Here is a 15,252-nt window from a genome sequence, read left to right on the forward strand (position 1 = left end):
ATGGTCTACGTCGTCGGGCCGCGCGGGCGCGCGCGCATCGAACGGCGTGGCGATCGCTACCGCTACCTCACGTTCGCGGGAGACCCGCTGCTTCTTAAGCCGATCCTCGACCAACTGCGCGCTGAAGGACGCATGGACGACGAGGGATTCGTCGCGGATGCTGATCTCTTCGCCGCCACACACGCCCACAGCTATCCGGATGCGCTTCGCCGCCTCTGGGAGGGGCTCACGAGCTATGTCCGCCACCCAGCCAGTGTGCTCGTGAGCCTCGAAGACGGTTATTACGATGGCAGCGATATCTTCGATCTGCTCGCCGTCTTGCGAGCAACGCATGGGAACTTGCGCCGGGCGCAAACCGAAGGCTTCGTGCTCACGACTGTGAAACCACTTCCGGAGGCGATTCGCGCTGCCGATCTCTGGTCGGCCCTCGGCCTTCCGCTCGATGGCGCTGCGCCTCGACAAGACGCTCGACCATAGACGCGATATGCCGCGGACGGCCCCATTCGATCTTCCGACCCAACGCCTGCGATTCTCCCTCCCACCGGCAGCCGACTTCCGCCGAGAATATCTCGATTTCGAGCGCGGGATCCGCATCGGAAAGCTCGGGCCGGAGCAGCGGCTGACGCGTCTTCTGAAGTTCGCCCTAGAGGCAGCGTTCGGCGAGCCATTTGTCACCGTCCGATGGGGGCGCGGACTGTATTGGCAATGGATCGGTTTCTTCCCGAAAGCCGCCCGCCAAACGAAAGCGAGCTTCGGATGCGCGAAGTTCTTCGTCGCGCTGGAGCGCGAGGAACGCGCCCTTCAAGCGGGGATGCAGGTCGAGCGCGGATATGTGCTCCCCCCACCGGACTTCCAGCACTGCCGGTTGCGGGCGAATTGGGATTGGCATCGCTTGCTCGCCCTCTTGAAGCAGAGCCAAGCGATGGCCCGCGCGCTCACTGAGTTAGTGATGCACGATGGATTCCACATCTTCGTCGGAAGTTGGGCTCGAGGTCGCGAGTTCACGGCGGCGAATTTCACCGACCTGTCTGCCATCCGCCGCGTGATCGCCCGAGCTCCAGCTCGGGAGTGGTGCGGGTTTCAGCTCTTCTACCCCATCAGCCAAGAGGAGATCCACGCCATGGAAGGCCGCGAGATCCTGGAAGCTGTGCTCGCGATCTTCTCCGAAGTCACTCCGATCGTGAGCGCATGCTGGGGCCCATCGGTCCGCCGCCCTCATGCCGAGGAGATCACCTCTCGCAAGAGCGCGACAACTTGATCCCCCATCGCTTCGGTCCCGACCAGTTGCCCCTCGCCGCGGTAGATGTCCGCCGTGCGATAGCCCCGTTCCAAAACCAGTGCGATCGCTCGCTCGATCGCCGCCGCCGCCTCCGACAGATCGAACGAATAGCGAAACATCATGGCGACGGACGCGATCGTGGCCAATGGATTGGCGATATCTTTGCCAGCGATGTCCGGCGCCGAGCCATGCACGGGTTCGTATAGGCCGATGCGCCCCCCGATGGAAGCCGAAGGAAGCATGCCGATGGAACCGGTGAGCATCGCCGCCTCGTCGCTCAAGATGTCGCCGAACATGTTCTCGGTCAGGATGACGTCGAAGCGGCGGGGATTCGCCACGAGGTACATCGCACATGCGTCCACGTAGACGTGCTCCAACTCGACATCGGGGAATTCTGCAGCCACTGCCGTGACGACGCGACGCCACAGTTGCGAGGTTTCTAACACGTTGGCCTTGTCCACGGACGTGACTTTGCGTCGCCGACGCGCGGCCGCTTGAAAGGCGACGCGCGCCACGCGCTCGATCTCCCTCCGACTGTAGCGCAACGTATTGATGGCGATCTCTTGCCCCGCAGCATCCCGCTCGATTCCCCGCGGCGTGCCGAAATACAGTCCCCCCGTCAATTCGCGCACGATGAGCAGATCGGTCCCGCGCACGACATCGGGCCGAAGCGGCGAAGCTTCGATGAGCGGTTCGTGTAAGACGGCGGGGCGAAGATTCGCGAATACGCCCAAGCTCCGCCGCAGCTCGAGCAATCCCGTCTCGGGTTTCAACGGCGGTGGATTCGCATCGAATTCCGGAGCGCCAACGGCCCCAAGCAGTACGGCATCGCAGCGCAAACATCCCTCGCGAGTCTCCTCGGGGAGCGGCACGCCCACCTCTCGCAACGCGACTCCGCCAATTGGGAAATATGCCAACTCGAACCGATGCCCGTAGAGCTCCTCGATCGCATGGAGGACCTTCACCGCTTGCGCGACCACTTCCGGCCCGATGCCATCTCCGGGCAAAACGGCCAGACGAAACGAACGTCCGCGAACGCCTTCTGAGGCCATCCCATGCTCTCCTGGAAATCGAGAGGCGCGCGAAAAGCACGAGAGCGCAGCATGGAGAAAAAATCCCGCTCGCGCTCTCCAGCTCATGACTCAACGGCAGACGCATCGCCCAAAGACATCGCCCGTTCCTCGGCCTGAAGGGCCGCGAGTCGCTCCCGCGCGTGTAGCGCCTTATTGACGGCATGCAGATACGCGCGCGCGCTCGCGTCCACGATATCGGTGCTCGCCGCCCGTCCCGTGAAGACCTTCCCCTCGAAATCCACGTGGACGAACACTTCGCCGAGCGCCTCCGCCCCGCGTCCGATGGAGCGGATCGCGTAATCCACAAGCTGCCCCTTCATCCCCGTGATCTGATCAATGGCCGCATAGGCGGCCGCGACCGGCCCATCCCCGGCCGCCGATTGAATGAAGGTCTGCCCGCCGCGCTCCAAGACGACCGTCGCCGTCGCTGCCTTTGGATTTCCCGCCAGCGATTGCACGAGCCGCAGCGTGTAAGTCTCCGGAATATCGCGAAGCCCATCCTGCAAGATGGCGAGCAAGTCCTCCTCGTAGACCTCCTTCTTCCGCTCCGCGAGTTTTATGAAGAGCTTGTAGGCCTTGTCCAGCTCGGCGCGGCTCAACCGATACCCCATGTCCTCGAACTTCTTCTGCAAGGCGTGGCGCCCCGAATGCCTCCCCAACACGAGCGTGCTCTGCTTGATCCCGACCGATTCGGGCGTCATGATCTCGTAAGTGAGCTTGTGCTTGAGCACGCCATCCTGATGGATGCCCGATTCGTGCGCGAACGCATTGCGGCCGACGATCGCCTTGTTCGGCTGCACGAAAACGCCGGTGATGTTGCTGAGCAATTGACTGGTCTTGTAAATCTGCTCCGTGTGGATGCCCGTCGTATAGGGAAGCAGATCGTGTCGGACTCTGAGCGCCATGACGATCTCCTCCAAGGCCGCATTGCCCGCTCGCTCGCCGATGCCGTTGATGGTGCACTCAACCTGACGCGCGCCCGCCTGAATGGCGGCCAGGGAATTCGCCACGGCAAGCCCGAGATCATTATGGCAATGGACGCTCAAGGTGACGCGATCAATGTTGGGCACGCGCTCACGGAGCGTGCGGATGATCGTCGCGAACTCACTGGGGATTGTATAGCCCACCGTATCGGGAATGTTGATCGTCGTCGCTCCCTCGGCGATCACGGCCTCGATGACCTGACAGAGATAGTCGAGATCCGTGCGCGTGGCATCCTCGGCCGAAAACTCGACGTCATCGCACAGACTTTTGGCCAGACGCACGGCCCGACACGCATCTTCCAGAACTTGCTCGCGCGTCTTCCGCAGCTTGTACTGCAGATGAATATCCGACGTAGCGATGAACGTGTGGATGCGCGGCCGCTCGGCATAACAGAGCGCCTGCCAGGCGCGCTCGATGTCCTCGCGAACCGCTCGCGCGAGCGCGGCGATGATGGGACGGCGGACTTCCTGAGCAATGCGTTTGACGGCTTCGAAATCCTCGTCCGAGGAGATGGGGAAGCCCGCCTCGATGACGTCCACCCCCAGCGCGTCCAATTGCCGCGCCATGCGCAGCTTCTCCTCGACGTTCATGCTACAGCCGGGCGATTGCTCTCCGTCCCGCAAGGTCGTATCGAAGATGATGATGCGTTCGGCCATCTCGCTCTCCCTCCTCACCTCGAAGACTTCTGCACCCGCGGCGCATTCGGACGCGGGCGGAGCTGTAGTGTAGCCGCTCTCGGGCGGTTTGTAAAATTTATTCTTTTTCGCTGACAATTAACGGCGGTTATGCTACAATGGAGGCGCTTCGACGCTGGAGGACGACGCGATGGAATTCGCACAACTGGAAGCGCTCGTGGCCATCGCCCGCGCGCGCAGCTTCTCGCGCGCGGCCGAACAATTGGCGCGCACCCAGCCGGCGCTCAGCATCGCCATCAAGAAGTTGGAGGAAGAGGTTGGCGCCCTGCTCTTCGATCGATCGCAAAAAGAGGTCACGCTCACCGAGGCCGGCCGCATTCTCTTTGAGTACGCGCAGAAGATCCTCAACCTCCGTCGCGAAGCCATTGGGACGATCGAAGAGCTGCGGCAACTCCATACGGGACGGATCACCATCGGCGCCAACGAGAGCACGAGCCTCTACGTGCTGCCGCGGATCATCTTGGCCTTCCGCCAGCGCTACCCCTCGATCAAGATCGAGGTCTACCGCTCCTTCTCCGAACGCTTGCCGTATGAGATCAAGGAGCGGAATCTCGATTTCGGGATCGTCTCCTTCGATCCGAACGACAGCGAGCTGGCCTCATTCCCGATCCTGGAGGACGAATTGGTGCTCATTTTGCCGCCCGGACATCCGCTCGCTGCGCGAGAACGGATCAGCCTGAAGGACTTGGGAGGGGAGCCGTTCGTCGCCCACAACGTGCGCTCCCCGGCGCGCGAGCGCGTCATCCAGGCCTTCCGCCGAGCGCGCGTTCCGCTGAATATCGTCATTGAGCTGACGAGCATCGAGACGATCAAGGAGTTCGTGAAGATGGGATTGGGATTGGCCTTCGTCCCCAGGATGTGCATCGAGGAGGAGCTTCAGCAAGGGAAGCTCGCGACTGTCCCGATTCAGGGCTTTCGCTATCGGCGCGTGCTGCGGGTCATCTACCTACGGGACAAGGTCCATTCGCATGCGGCGCAGAAGTTCCTGGAGGTCCTCAAGGCCATGGCCCCCAAGGCGCGCTTGACGAGCGACGGCGCTCAGCCCATAGTATAAGCGTGAGCGGACGCCAGAAGGAGCGAGCGCGATGTTCGGCGGCCTGTCCATGACCGAATTGCTCTTCATCCTGGCGATCGCCTTGATTCTCTTCGGGCCGCGCAAGCTGCCCGAGTTGGGGCGTTCGATCGGCCAGAGCCTCGCCCAATTCCGCCGTGCTTCGGAGGAGTTCAAGCGTTCCTGGGAGGAAGAGATCCTCATGGAGGAGAAGCGATTGGGCGCCTCGACGTGGTCTCCCCCCGCTTCCCCATCGGGATCGAACGCAGAGTTGAAGGAAGACCGTGAGTCTTAAGACCGAAGACCTGGAGCCAAAGGTCGAGGACGAGCTGGCCGGGACGGAGATGTCGCTGCTGGAGCACCTGGAGGAGCTGCGGCAGCGACTGCTCCGATGCGCGTTGGCCATTCTCATTCTGCTCATCGGCTGTTGGTTCTTCCGCGAGCCGATCTTTCAATTCCTGGAAGTGCCCGTGCGAGAAGCCCTCGCGCGTGCGGAAGCTGCGGGCGTTCGCACGGCCTTGGAACCGCAGCCGTACGAATGGCGCCCTGGAGATCGCTTCCAATATTCGCTCCCGGAAGAAGTGCGCATCGGCAGGCGCGTCATCTCAGCGGGCACGCCCGTTCCCGCGCGCGTCGAGAAGCAGGGCGAGGGCCTGGCGATCGTGTTGGCCGAGCCCTGGATGACCGATCAAGGCTTGATCCCCGCCGGCACGCGATTACCCAATCCACGGGCCGCGAATCCGACCGGCGAGAAGCTGATCATCACCACAGTGCAGGAGGCCTTCAGCCTCTACATCCGCGTCTCCTTCTACGCCGCGCTCTTTCTAGCCATGCCATTTTTGCTCTATCAACTCTGGGCGTTCGTCTCGCCAGGCCTCTATCGGCATGAACGGCGATACGTGCTCCCCTTCCTCATCATGGGCTCGGCCTTCTTCGTGCTCGGCGCGGCCTTCGGTTACTACATCGCCTTCCCGCGCGTGGCCGATTGGTTGCTCCAATTGGGGAGCGAATTCCGCCCCCTCTTGCGCGCCAGCGATTATTTCGACCTGATCCTTGTCATCATGCTTGGTCTGGGCGCCGTCTTCCAAATCCCGACGATCACCCTCTTCTTGGCGCGCATGGGCGTGATCACTCCGCAGACGTTGCTGCGCCCGTGGCGTTACGCCCTGATGGGCATCTTCGTCCTGGCGGCCATCATCTCCCCGACGGGCGATATTGCGAATCTCATGGTCTTCGCCCTGCCCATGATCATCCTCTATTTCTTCTCGATCGGCATCGCGTGGATCGTCAGCCGCGCCCCTGCGCGACGCTCGTCTTGAAAGGACTGAACGGCTTCATCTATACTTAGGCGACGGACGATCACACGGCCAGGAGGCGAGCGATGAACGGCAAGCACGGCATATGGCGATCTCACTATTCCCGCCGATCGCAGTATATGCGTTCCCTCGTCCGAATGGCGCGAGGGCCTCTGGGAGCCACTTGGCTGGCGCTCCTGCTTCTGCTCTCGCTTCTTGGAGGACTCGTGGGCTTTTCGGCTCCAGAAGCAAAGCCGCGGCTGCAGAGTCAGGAGAAGCAGGAGAAAAAGAAAAAAGACGACAAGGAGCGACAGAGGAAGCGGAGAACGGAGTTGAGCGAAGTCTACAAGAAGTGGCTCGAAGAGGACGTGCGCTGGATCATCACCGAGGAGGAGCGCGCCGCTTTCTTGAAGCTGGAGACCGATGAGGAGCGGGAGCAGTTCATCGAGCAATTCTGGCTCCGGCGCGATCCCAATCCCGATACCGAGGAGAACGAATATCGCGAGGAGCATTATCGGCGCATCGCCTATGCCAATGAGCGCTTCTCGTCAGGCATCCCGGGGTGGAAGACCGATCGCGGGCGCATCTATATCATGTTCGGCCCCCCCGACAGCATCGAGAGCCATCCGGCCGGTGGAACGTATGATCGTCCGATCTGGGAAGGAGGTGGGACGACGAGCACTTATCCCTTCGAGATCTGGTTCTATCGCTACATCGAGGGCGTGGGCAGCGGAATCGAGATCGAGTTCGTAGACCCCACGATGACGGGCGAGTATCGCATCGCTCGAAGCCCGGATGAGAAAGACGCGTTGCTCTTCGTCCCCGGCGCCGGATTGACCCTGGCCGAGCAATTGGGGCTCGCCTCCAAGGCCGATCGTCCCTTCTTCTCTCCCGGGAATCGGGAACGCTATCCGCTCATGCATCAACGCGTGCAAGATCAGCCGTTCGAGCGCTTGCAACTGCTGGCCAATCTGCAGCGCCCGCCTCGGGTCAAGTTCAATGATCTGGCGACATTGGCCGATGCCAAGCTCGAAGTCGAATTCGACGTGCTGCCCTTCCAGATGCGCGTGGATTTCGTGCGCATCACCGATAGCTCCATCCTCACCCTCATCACCGTCCTCATGGAGAACCAAGACCTGAGCTTCAAAAACGAAGGGGGGTATAACGTCGCCACCGTCAATATCCACGGGCGCATCCGTCCGGTGACGGGCCGTCGTCCGCAGATCTTCGAGGACGTCGTCACGCAGCGCTACACGGACGATGTGTTCGATATCGGGGTGAAGCAGAAGTCCATCTACCAGCGGCAGGTGACCCTCCCGCCCGGCCACTATGTCATTGATCTCGTCATTCGAGACGTCAACAGCGGACGGACGGGCGTCGTGCATCACGGCATTCAAGTGCCGAAATACGCTGAAGGACAGCTCTCGACCAGCTCGCTCATCCTCGCCGAACGCATCGAGCCGTTGCACGGACGCGTGGCCGCTGGTCCCTTCGTCTTGGGGAACCTGAAGGTGCGGCCGAACGTGAACACCATCTTCCGTCACGGCGATCCCGTCGGCATCTATCTCCAGATCTACAATCCCGGCGTGGATCAAACGACCTTGCGACCGGCGGTGGACGTCGAGTACATCCTCTTGCGCGATGGCCGCGAAGTGATGCGTTTCAAAGAGGACGGACAGAACGGCCTCACGCGCTTCACGACGCAACAGATCGTGCTGGCCCGCGCACTCTCGACGGAGACGCTCCCGGCAGGGACCTACACCTTGAAAGTTCGCATCACCGATCACGTGGCTCAGCGAACGATCGAGCCCACCGCGACATTCACGCTCACGGAGCGAAAGGAGAACTGAGCGAGGAGCCGTAAAGCGGGATCATTCGTACCGCAAGGCCTCGACCGGATCTAAGCGCGCGGCTTTCATGGCGGGCCAGAGGCCGAAGAAGAGCCCGACGCCGATAGAGACCGTGAGCCCGGCTATCGGCGCCCAAATCGGCATGGTCGTCGGAAGGAACGCGCGCACGATCTCGCTCAATCCCCATCCCACGAGGATCCCCAGGACGCCGCCGATTCCGGTCAACACCATCGCCTCGATTAAGAATTGCCAGGCGATGTCCCGACGACGCGCCCCAATGGCTTTGCGAATCCCGATCTCGCGCGTGCGCTCAGTCACCGACACGAGCATGATGTTCATGACGCCGATGCCCCCGACGAGCAATCCCACGCTCGAGATGGCGAACATCAAGACGACGATGGCGAAGGTGATCTGATCGAACTGCCGGCGAATGACATCGGGCGTGGAGATGCCAAAATTGTTGGGCTGGTCATAGGGGACTTTGCGCCGCCGCCGCAGCAGCTCCGTGATCTCATCAATGGCTTGCTCCATGCGCCCCGGCGCCGCTTGCGCCATGATGAGATGGTCTTCGAGCTGCGGGTACATCTTCTTCAGCGTCTCGTAGGGGACGTAGATGCGGTTGTTCTCCCCGGAATCGCCGCTGGTGAAGATGTTCTCCCGCTTCTCCAAAACGCCGATGACGGTGAATTCCCTGCCCCCGATCTGAATCGTCTTCCCGATCGGATTCATGTGCGGGAAGAATTTGTCCGCGATGGCAGAGCCGATGACCGCCACGGGTTGCCGGTGCGCGTTCTCCCAGTCGGTGAAAAATCGGCCTTGCGCGATGTGAATCGTGGCGATGCGCTCTAATTGCGGCAGCGTCCCATTGATCTCGACCGTGTACAGCTCCTGATCCCGATAGCGCACCGGTGGCCGATTCATCGGCGGTGGCCAGATCAGGGGTACGGCGATCTCGACCGAAGGACAATTCTCGGCAATGGCTATCGCATCCTCATAGGTGAGGGGCGGCCGCTGTCGCTCTTCCGGACTGACGCGCCCAAGGCGAATCCCCGGCTCGAAGCGAAAGATGAAGAGCGTGCGCGTGCCAAAACTATCAATCAGCTCCTCGAACTGCATCCGAATGCCCGCGATGAAGGCGGCGATCACCATCACCGTCGTCACGCCGATGACGACTCCCAGGATCGTCAGCGACGAGCGCAGCTTGTGCGCCCGCAGCGTCGCTATGGCCATCTTGAAGCTCTCGTGCAATTCGTATCGCGTCATTCCGCCCTCAACGCTTCGACCGGATCTAAGCGCGCCGCCTTATAAGCCGGATAGACGCCCGAGATCAAGCCAACGCTCCCAGCGATCGCCACCGCCAGCAATGTCCAATCCACGGGCAGCTCCATCCGAATCTCGAAGACGGCCGCCGCCAATCTCCCCAACCCATACGCCAGGAGAATCCCAATCGCCCCTCCAATCAGGGCCAGCGTGACCGATTCCGAGAGGAATTGCAAAAGGATGTCTCGCCGGCGCGCCCCGACCGATTTCCGAATCCCAATCTCCCGCGTGCGCTCGGTCACCGACACGAGCATGATGTTCATGATGACGATCCCACCGACGACGAGCGCGATCGAGGCCAACCCGATCGTCGCCATCTGAATCGTGCCGAGCATCTTCTCGCGAAAGCTATTGATGGCTTCCGCTGTGATGATCCCGAAATTGTCCTCCTCCTCGTACTTCAGATGGCGACGCGCGCGCAGCACCATGCGCACTTCGTCCACCGCTCGATTGATGTCATCGGCGCTGGTGGCGGCCACGCGAATACCGATGGAACGGCGCGTACTGAAGACTTTGCGAAACGTGGAGATCGGGATGATGACGAAGTTATCTTGCGGCTGCCCGAAGATCGTCCCCTGTTCCTCCGCGACGCCCACGATGCGAAACGGGAGTCCGGCGATCCGAATCTCCCGCCCCAGCGGATCCACTCCCGGGAAGAACTCCTTGACAATATCCGCCCCAACGACGCAAACGGCTCGACTCCGCTCCTCCTCCTCCCGACTGATGTATCGGCCCTCGGCGATCTCCAATCGGTCAATCTCCCCCATGTTGAACGAGACCCCTTGAATGCGCACGTCTTGCAGCGTCTGCGCCCCGTATTTGACCTGCCCGACCGTCGCTACTTCAGCCGCCGCATCTCGCACATACCGCCGCCGCGGATTCTCCAAAATGGCCCGCAGGTCGTCGAAGGTGATGTCCTTGTTCCGCTTGTTCTGCTTGATGAAGTCCTCCCAACTGGTGACGAACCCGAATTTGCGCACGGCAAACGCATTGGCGCCCAAATCCGCGATCCGATCGTTGAAGTACGCGTTGAATCCCTCGACGGCCATGACGACGAGGATGACCGTCATCACGCCAATGATGACCCCCAAAAGCGTCAAGAAACTCCGCAGCTTGTGCGCCCAAATGGCATCCAGCGCTACTTTGATCGCTTCCACAAGTCGCATACCTTGAAGATCATACCCACCCGCCCGCTCGCCGATCAAGGAATTTCCCGACGATTTGCCCCAACGCGCATCCCGATTTCCGAAGGCGAGACAGAACTCGCCGCTCGCGGTGCACAAGAGCGGGCAATCCTCTTTGCAGCGAGTCTCCGATTCGCCGAGCAGCTTTTGCCGAGCGCTCCTTAGTCACCGCTACCGGGATCGCCGACACTCAAGCGAGGCCGGGACGCTCGCGGTCCCATAGCATGGAGAAAACCTCTCGGCACGCTCGCACATCCTCAGTGCATCCTCTTCGCGCGCCGGTGATCCTACTTCAAGCCACCTTCCTCCAAGCCACCTTCCTCGTCCGTGCGCAACGCCAAAGCTGGATGCTGACAATGAGGAACCAAAGCCCAGCCAATGCCCCCAAATCCACAAGCTCAGCCGGGGGAACAGGCGCCGTCGCGAGGTTGAATACGAGCATGGCCAGCGCGATCAGAATGCTGCCGATCCCCAAAGCGCGCTCGAAAGGCGGATTCCGTAACATGGACGCGCCCAGAAACACCATGCCCATGACCGGCAAGACATCCCGAACGAGGTCGAAACCCAGTTGGACGGCGTTCGCGGCCTCAAAATCTATTCACGAGCGGTTCCAACGCCTCTCTCGCCGCGCGGAGAAAAGGAGCCAATCCTGGTCGCGCCTCGGACGATCAGCATCGCCAACGCAAACGCCAAACCGATGCCCACATAAACAGCATCAACCCTGGCCGGAAACGATGATCGTCCCAAGACCCTATGCAAGATCAACAAGGACGGAAATGGCAAGAGGCCCTATAGCGGCCGAGAAAAAGTATCTTCCCACGGCAAGCGCCGGATGCCCGAGAAGAGCTTCTCGTCATGTGATGCCCACCAAGGCCAGTATTCGCCAATAAAGGCCGAACTGGAATATGCCACGGACCCCGCTAATCTTCATCAACCTGAGGCCATCGTTCATGACCTTGTCGGTCCCTCGCCTTCAATGGTCTCTCGCCAGCCGCTTGCCGCCCTCCCCGTCTTCTCCCCCATCGCCCATCATGCTCAAGCTAAATCCCACAAAACGACCTCGGTGAACAAGTCCACTCCCCACCCACTAGGGACATCCTCAGGAAGACTTCGCCAAGCCTCCCCCTTCACGCGCAATCCTTTTTGAAGCGAGTCCCAGTTTCCGAGGATGAGGTTTCTCGGACACATCGGCCACAGATTTCACAGATCAGTCGCACTCCTCTTTGAAGCGAGTCCTGGCTTCCGAGCTGCGCAATCCGTAGCCACATCCGTGGAATCTGCGGCCAGTCGCAATCCTCTTTGAAGCGAGTCCTGGTTTCCGAGTTGATCGTTGTGCAGTATGGTGATGGTCCGCGGGCGCCGTAGTCGCAATCCTCTTTGAAGCGAGTCCTGGTTTCCGAGGCCCTCGCTCGGGCTTTGGCGCGAGTGTTCTCGTAGGGGGTTGTCGCAATCCTCTTTGAAGCGAGTCCTGGTTTCCGAGTCCCGGAAGGGGAGGTGAGGGAGGTCTTGTTGGGGCTCGGTCGCAATCCTCTTTGAAGCGAGTCCTGGTTTCCGAGAGCGTGGGGTTTTAGTCTCAATGGCTCAAGGGGTTAGCAGGCCGAAAGTGATAACCCCGGTTACCCCCCCCTGTCACAGGGCCTCGGAGAGATCCCTTCGGAAAAGGCTTTTTTCCGGATAAGGGACTGAAATCGCTCGGTTTAGCCTCTCAGTGATAACCCCCGTTACCCCCCTCTCTTCGGCTCCTGCCCCTGATCCAGGGCCCTTGCAGGTTGCCAAACAGCAGGCCGGTCTTCAGGCATGGCCTTTTTTTACCCCAAGTCGGCTGAAAAGTCAACGGGGAGTTTTTCAAAGCTTCACCAGATGTAGACGTCCTCCTCGCGCGTGACATCGCCCCGACCTTCGACGATGATTTCGTCCACGCATCCCTGACACAGCCGATAACACCGCAAGCTATCGGTCGCCGGATCAATATGGGATCGCAAGCGTCGCAAGAGCACGAGGAATTGATCCTCGGTCAGGAGACACTCGAAGACGCTATATTGAACCCGCGTGCCGAAGTCCTTGAGGATCTCGGAGACCTGGGTTCGTCGTTTGTCGTCGCTGATGTCGTAGCTGATGATGTAGAACATGACGCGCTTGATGGGCATGGTCAGGGTTCGGCGATATACGGCACGTACTCCGCGCCATTGAGGACAGCTTGCGCCAAAAGCTCGGCCTGCGTGAGTAAGAGCCGACGGAAGCTCGTCCGATGTCCCGTGTGTCGAGAGATGAAGGCGCGTTTCATCGTCTCCTCGTATTCGCGAAGGAAGCGTTTTTTCGCTTCGGGCGAGAACCACACTCCGGCGTTCTCGGAGGTCGTGAAATCCGCGGCGTCCAGGACCTCGGTATTGAAGAGCGTCAACACGAGCCGGTCCACAATGGCGGCGCGGAATTCCTCCATGAGGTCGAGGGCGAGGCTGCAACGGCCGTATTCGGGAGCGTGGAAGAACCCGAGATAGGGATCGAAGCCGACCGAAGAGACGACGGCCAAGGCTTCGTTGAACAGCAACGAATAGCCGAGCGAGAGGGCAGCATTGACGGGATCTCGGGGAGGACGACGCGAACGCTTGCGGAATCGTAGCTCGCGCCGGAACATGCTCCCGTAGGCTTGAAAGTAAGCTGCGGCCGCTTGTCCTTCGAGACCACGAAGGCTCGATAGGGACTGCGGCTCTTCGAGGGTCTGCAGCGTGCGCTGGAGCTGATTGATCGCCTCCTGCGCCGACCATTCGGGATGGTTCCGTTGATAGCGCGAGAGCACGCGCATGGAGGATTGAACCTTCGCGCGGACGATCCGACGAGCCAGTTCGCTAGCGAAGGCTTCATCGTGAGCGCGCTCGTATTGCTTCCATCGCAGCGGGATGTTCTTCGACTCTAAGGCGACCAAGCGACCTTTGAGACGCCCGTGCCAAGAGAGGAACGTCGTGTCAATCCCATGACGCAGCAGCGCCGTGAGCGCGCCCGTCGTCAAATGGACGTGACCGAAGACGATCACGCGCTCGATCTTCATCAAGGGGACTTCCGCGATCGCCGCATTGTCGCGGTAGAGGATCAAGCGTTCGCCGTTCTGCCGGACGAGGAGGCCTTGCTCCATGAGATACAGGGAAGTCATCGCTCATTTGGCTCATTTGGGAGCCGGCGCGAGGACCTGACCGAGGCCCTCGCACCGGTGATTCAGGCTACGGCTTCAGGCGCAGCGTTTCTCAAAAGTGTCCTCGAGGACGAGGGGCACTTCGAAGATGAACGGGCGCTTCGCGCGGCGCTTGGGCTTCTTCTTGATCTCGGCGATGGCGCGCTTGTTGCGATAGGCGGTGATCAAACGACCATCGGCCACAATGAGCGTCGTCCCCTCTAATCGCTCCAATTCCCGCTCTAGCCCGCGTGGAATCTGGCGTCGCCCGAAGAAGTAGAAGATCACCCCGGTGCGGTGGAGCCGACGCCCCAGCCGCAGCACCAGATGCACATCTCCGAGCGAGATCCCGCGCTGGGCCAACCGCTGGGCCGCATGGCGCGAGATCCGTACCTTCAAGCTCTGTTTCGCACTCATCATGGGACCTATTGTAGGCGGGGACGTCAGTTTGGGGAAGAGGGGGGGATCTTGCTGCAAGATTTCCAGCGCGCGGGTTCGTCGCCTTGCGCGCGATCGCGCCGTCGCGAGTGAATCGGCAGCGAACGCCGTCTCGATCGCCGCCCATCGAGCGAGCGTTTTCAACGAAGCGCTCCAGTCCGCTCAGGGGAGCTTATGCGGAGATCGAGACCATCTTTCGGTCGGGCATCTTCGCCGCGCGAGTTTGGGAGAGATCGAGTCGGATTCATCCAAAGTCCGCTTTCGGCTCCGCCCAAAGACGGATCGCTCACCAGGCTCGCTCTTCGCGCGAAGAAGCTTGACGGCGCTCGCTGCGTTCGCTCACAGCCGACTTCGGATCGCATTTGGGCGGACTCGATACGGCCGTACTTCGATGAGCGTTCGCTTCCAACTCGTCCCGAAGCGTGGCGCGATCGTCGGCGACCCCACGCTCGATGAGGAAGGGCGCGCTCCTTTCTCCTCGCGTGAGCCGTTCGCCCCACGGATGGGGGAAAACATTTCCTTGACATCGCCGCATGCTTCTATTATCGTGTTGCAACTGTGGTAGCATTCGGATGTACGCCGAAGACATTGCTGGTACGGCAAGAAGCAATACGCACGGAGGTGATGGAGTATGATGAAGCGACGACGAATCGTAAAGCTAGCGCTTACGGCAAGCGTAGCGGGATCGTTGCTTGTGCCCGCGTTGGTGTACACGCAAGTGACAGGGCAGGTATTGAATCCGCGGCTGCGGCAGTCGTATCCGAGCTTGTCGGCGGCGGTGGCGGCGGCGGCGGCAAATGACACGTTGCTGGTGAGCGGGACGTTGAGCGGGACGAATGCGATTTTGGATTCGGCCACGGATACTCTCCCGGCGGGGTTGAAGATCGTAGCTGGGCGGGGCTTGCGGGGCACGCTGC

General features: G+C 60.9%; 15 protein-coding genes and 1 CRISPR repeat array. Of the genes, 7 read left to right on the plus strand and 8 right to left on the minus strand.

The window, feature by feature from the left end; genetic code table 11:
• Together NZ746_11135 and NZ746_11140 are read left to right on the plus strand one after the other, a co-directional pair.
• Window positions 1-477 (plus strand): hypothetical protein (locus NZ746_11135; protein MCS6817916.1); only part of this gene is annotated, 477 nt, incomplete at its 5' end.
• Between the two features lie 7 nt (window positions 478-484).
• Complete coding sequence (locus NZ746_11140; GenBank protein ID MCS6817917.1) at window positions 485-1,258, plus strand: hypothetical protein; 774 nt, start codon at window positions 485-487, stop codon at window positions 1,256-1,258.
• Here the strand turns inward: NZ746_11140 and leuB are convergent.
• Window positions 1,216-2,331: a 3-isopropylmalate dehydrogenase gene (gene leuB, locus NZ746_11145; GenBank protein ID MCS6817918.1), complete on the minus strand. Its 1,116-nt coding sequence runs from the start codon at window positions 2,329-2,331 to the stop codon at window positions 1,216-1,218. The two genes, NZ746_11140 and leuB, sit on opposite strands and share 43 nt — an antisense overlap.
• A gap of 83 nt (window positions 2,332-2,414) precedes the next feature.
• Window positions 2,415-3,992, minus strand: coding sequence for a 2-isopropylmalate synthase (locus NZ746_11150; GenBank protein MCS6817919.1), 1,578 nt, complete (start codon window positions 3,990-3,992; stop codon window positions 2,415-2,417).
• A gap of 169 nt (window positions 3,993-4,161) precedes the next feature.
• Between NZ746_11150 and NZ746_11155 the strand changes: the two genes are divergently transcribed.
• From NZ746_11155 to NZ746_11170, 4 genes are all read left to right on the plus strand, one after another.
• Window positions 4,162-5,085: a LysR family transcriptional regulator gene (locus tag NZ746_11155; protein ID MCS6817920.1), complete on the plus strand. Its 924-nt coding sequence runs from the start codon at window positions 4,162-4,164 to the stop codon at window positions 5,083-5,085.
• A 49-nt stretch (window positions 5,086-5,134) separates the two neighbouring features.
• Window positions 5,135-5,377: a twin-arginine translocase TatA/TatE family subunit gene (locus NZ746_11160; GenBank protein MCS6817921.1), complete on the plus strand. Its 243-nt coding sequence runs from the start codon at window positions 5,135-5,137 to the stop codon at window positions 5,375-5,377.
• Entirely contained in the window at window positions 5,367-6,401 is a 1,035-nt protein-coding gene (tatC, locus tag NZ746_11165; protein ID MCS6817922.1) for a twin-arginine translocase subunit TatC, read from the plus strand. Before NZ746_11160 ends, tatC begins: the two co-directional genes overlap by 11 nt.
• Window positions 6,402-6,463: 62 nt before the next feature.
• Window positions 6,464-8,227, plus strand: coding sequence for a GWxTD domain-containing protein (locus tag NZ746_11170; GenBank protein ID MCS6817923.1), 1,764 nt, complete (start codon window positions 6,464-6,466; stop codon window positions 8,225-8,227).
• A gap of 21 nt (window positions 8,228-8,248) precedes the next feature.
• On the opposite strand, the gene NZ746_11175 is transcribed toward NZ746_11170, so the two are convergent.
• The 6 genes from NZ746_11175 to NZ746_11200 all read right to left on the minus strand — a co-directional run bounded on the left by NZ746_11175 (window position 8,249) and on the right by NZ746_11200 (window position 14,314).
• Window positions 8,249-9,490: an ABC transporter permease gene (locus tag NZ746_11175; protein MCS6817924.1), complete on the minus strand. Its 1,242-nt coding sequence runs from the start codon at window positions 9,488-9,490 to the stop codon at window positions 8,249-8,251.
• Window positions 9,487-10,713 carry an ABC transporter permease gene (locus NZ746_11180; GenBank protein MCS6817925.1) on the minus strand — a complete coding sequence of 409 codons (1,227 nt, stop codon included), beginning with the start codon at window positions 10,711-10,713 and terminating at the stop codon, window positions 9,487-9,489. The genes NZ746_11175 and NZ746_11180 overlap by 4 nt, the downstream gene beginning before the upstream one ends.
• A 310-nt stretch (window positions 10,714-11,023) precedes the next feature.
• Entirely contained in the window at window positions 11,024-11,263 is a 240-nt protein-coding gene (locus NZ746_11185) for a hypothetical protein (protein ID MCS6817926.1), read from the minus strand.
• A gap of 598 nt (window positions 11,264-11,861) precedes the next feature.
• A CRISPR array of direct repeats spans window positions 11,862-12,287; the repeat unit is 37 nt; unit sequence GTCGCAATCCTCTTTGAAGCGAGTCCTGGTTTCCGAG.
• A 297-nt stretch (window positions 12,288-12,584) separates the two neighbouring features.
• Window positions 12,585-12,878 carry a CRISPR-associated endonuclease Cas2 gene (gene cas2 / locus NZ746_11190; GenBank protein ID MCS6817927.1) on the minus strand — a complete coding sequence of 98 codons (294 nt, stop codon included), beginning with the start codon at window positions 12,876-12,878 and terminating at the stop codon, window positions 12,585-12,587.
• Window positions 12,879-12,880: 2 nt separating this feature from the next.
• Window positions 12,881-13,879, minus strand: a complete 999-nt coding sequence (gene cas1, locus NZ746_11195) for a CRISPR-associated endonuclease Cas1 (protein ID MCS6817928.1) — start codon at window positions 13,877-13,879, stop codon at window positions 12,881-12,883.
• A gap of 75 nt (window positions 13,880-13,954) precedes the next feature.
• On the minus strand, window positions 13,955-14,314 hold the full coding sequence (locus tag NZ746_11200) for a DUF4258 domain-containing protein (protein MCS6817929.1): 360 nt from the start codon (window positions 14,312-14,314) through the stop codon (window positions 13,955-13,957).
• Window positions 14,315-14,966: 652 nt separating this feature from the next.
• On the opposite strand from NZ746_11200, the gene NZ746_11205 reads away from it, so the two are divergent.
• Window positions 14,967-15,252 (plus strand): hypothetical protein (locus NZ746_11205; protein ID MCS6817930.1); only part of this gene is annotated, 286 nt, incomplete at its 3' end.

The organism is Blastocatellia bacterium (assembly GCA_025055075.1).
In the GTDB taxonomy this organism is placed as follows: Bacteria; Acidobacteriota; Blastocatellia; order HR10; family HR10; genus HR10.

Bases quoted from the DNA above. Each gene is read 5' to 3' on its own strand.
- NZ746_11140 (MCS6817917.1), top strand. From the start codon at position 485: ATGCCGCGGACGGCCCCATTCGATCTTCCGACCCAACGCCTGCGATTC.
- leuB (MCS6817918.1), bottom strand. From the start codon at position 2,331: ATGGCCTCAGAAGGCGTTCGCGGACGTTCGTTTCGTCTGGCCGTTTTG.
- NZ746_11150 (MCS6817919.1), bottom strand. From the start codon at position 3,992: ATGGCCGAACGCATCATCATCTTCGATACGACCTTGCGGGACGGAGAG.
- NZ746_11155 (MCS6817920.1), top strand. From the start codon at position 4,162: ATGGAATTCGCACAACTGGAAGCGCTCGTGGCCATCGCCCGCGCGCGC.
- NZ746_11160 (MCS6817921.1), top strand. From the start codon at position 5,135: ATGACCGAATTGCTCTTCATCCTGGCGATCGCCTTGATTCTCTTCGGG.
- NZ746_11170 (MCS6817923.1), top strand. From the start codon at position 6,464: ATGAACGGCAAGCACGGCATATGGCGATCTCACTATTCCCGCCGATCG.
- NZ746_11175 (MCS6817924.1), bottom strand. From the start codon at position 9,490: ATGACGCGATACGAATTGCACGAGAGCTTCAAGATGGCCATAGCGACG.
- NZ746_11180 (MCS6817925.1), bottom strand. From the start codon at position 10,713: ATGCGACTTGTGGAAGCGATCAAAGTAGCGCTGGATGCCATTTGGGCG.
- NZ746_11185 (MCS6817926.1), bottom strand. From the start codon at position 11,263: ATGGGCATGGTGTTTCTGGGCGCGTCCATGTTACGGAATCCGCCTTTC.
- cas2 (MCS6817927.1), bottom strand. From the start codon at position 12,878: ATGCCCATCAAGCGCGTCATGTTCTACATCATCAGCTACGACATCAGC.
- cas1 (MCS6817928.1), bottom strand. From the start codon at position 13,879: ATGACTTCCCTGTATCTCATGGAGCAAGGCCTCCTCGTCCGGCAGAAC.
- NZ746_11200 (MCS6817929.1), bottom strand. From the start codon at position 14,314: ATGAGTGCGAAACAGAGCTTGAAGGTACGGATCTCGCGCCATGCGGCC.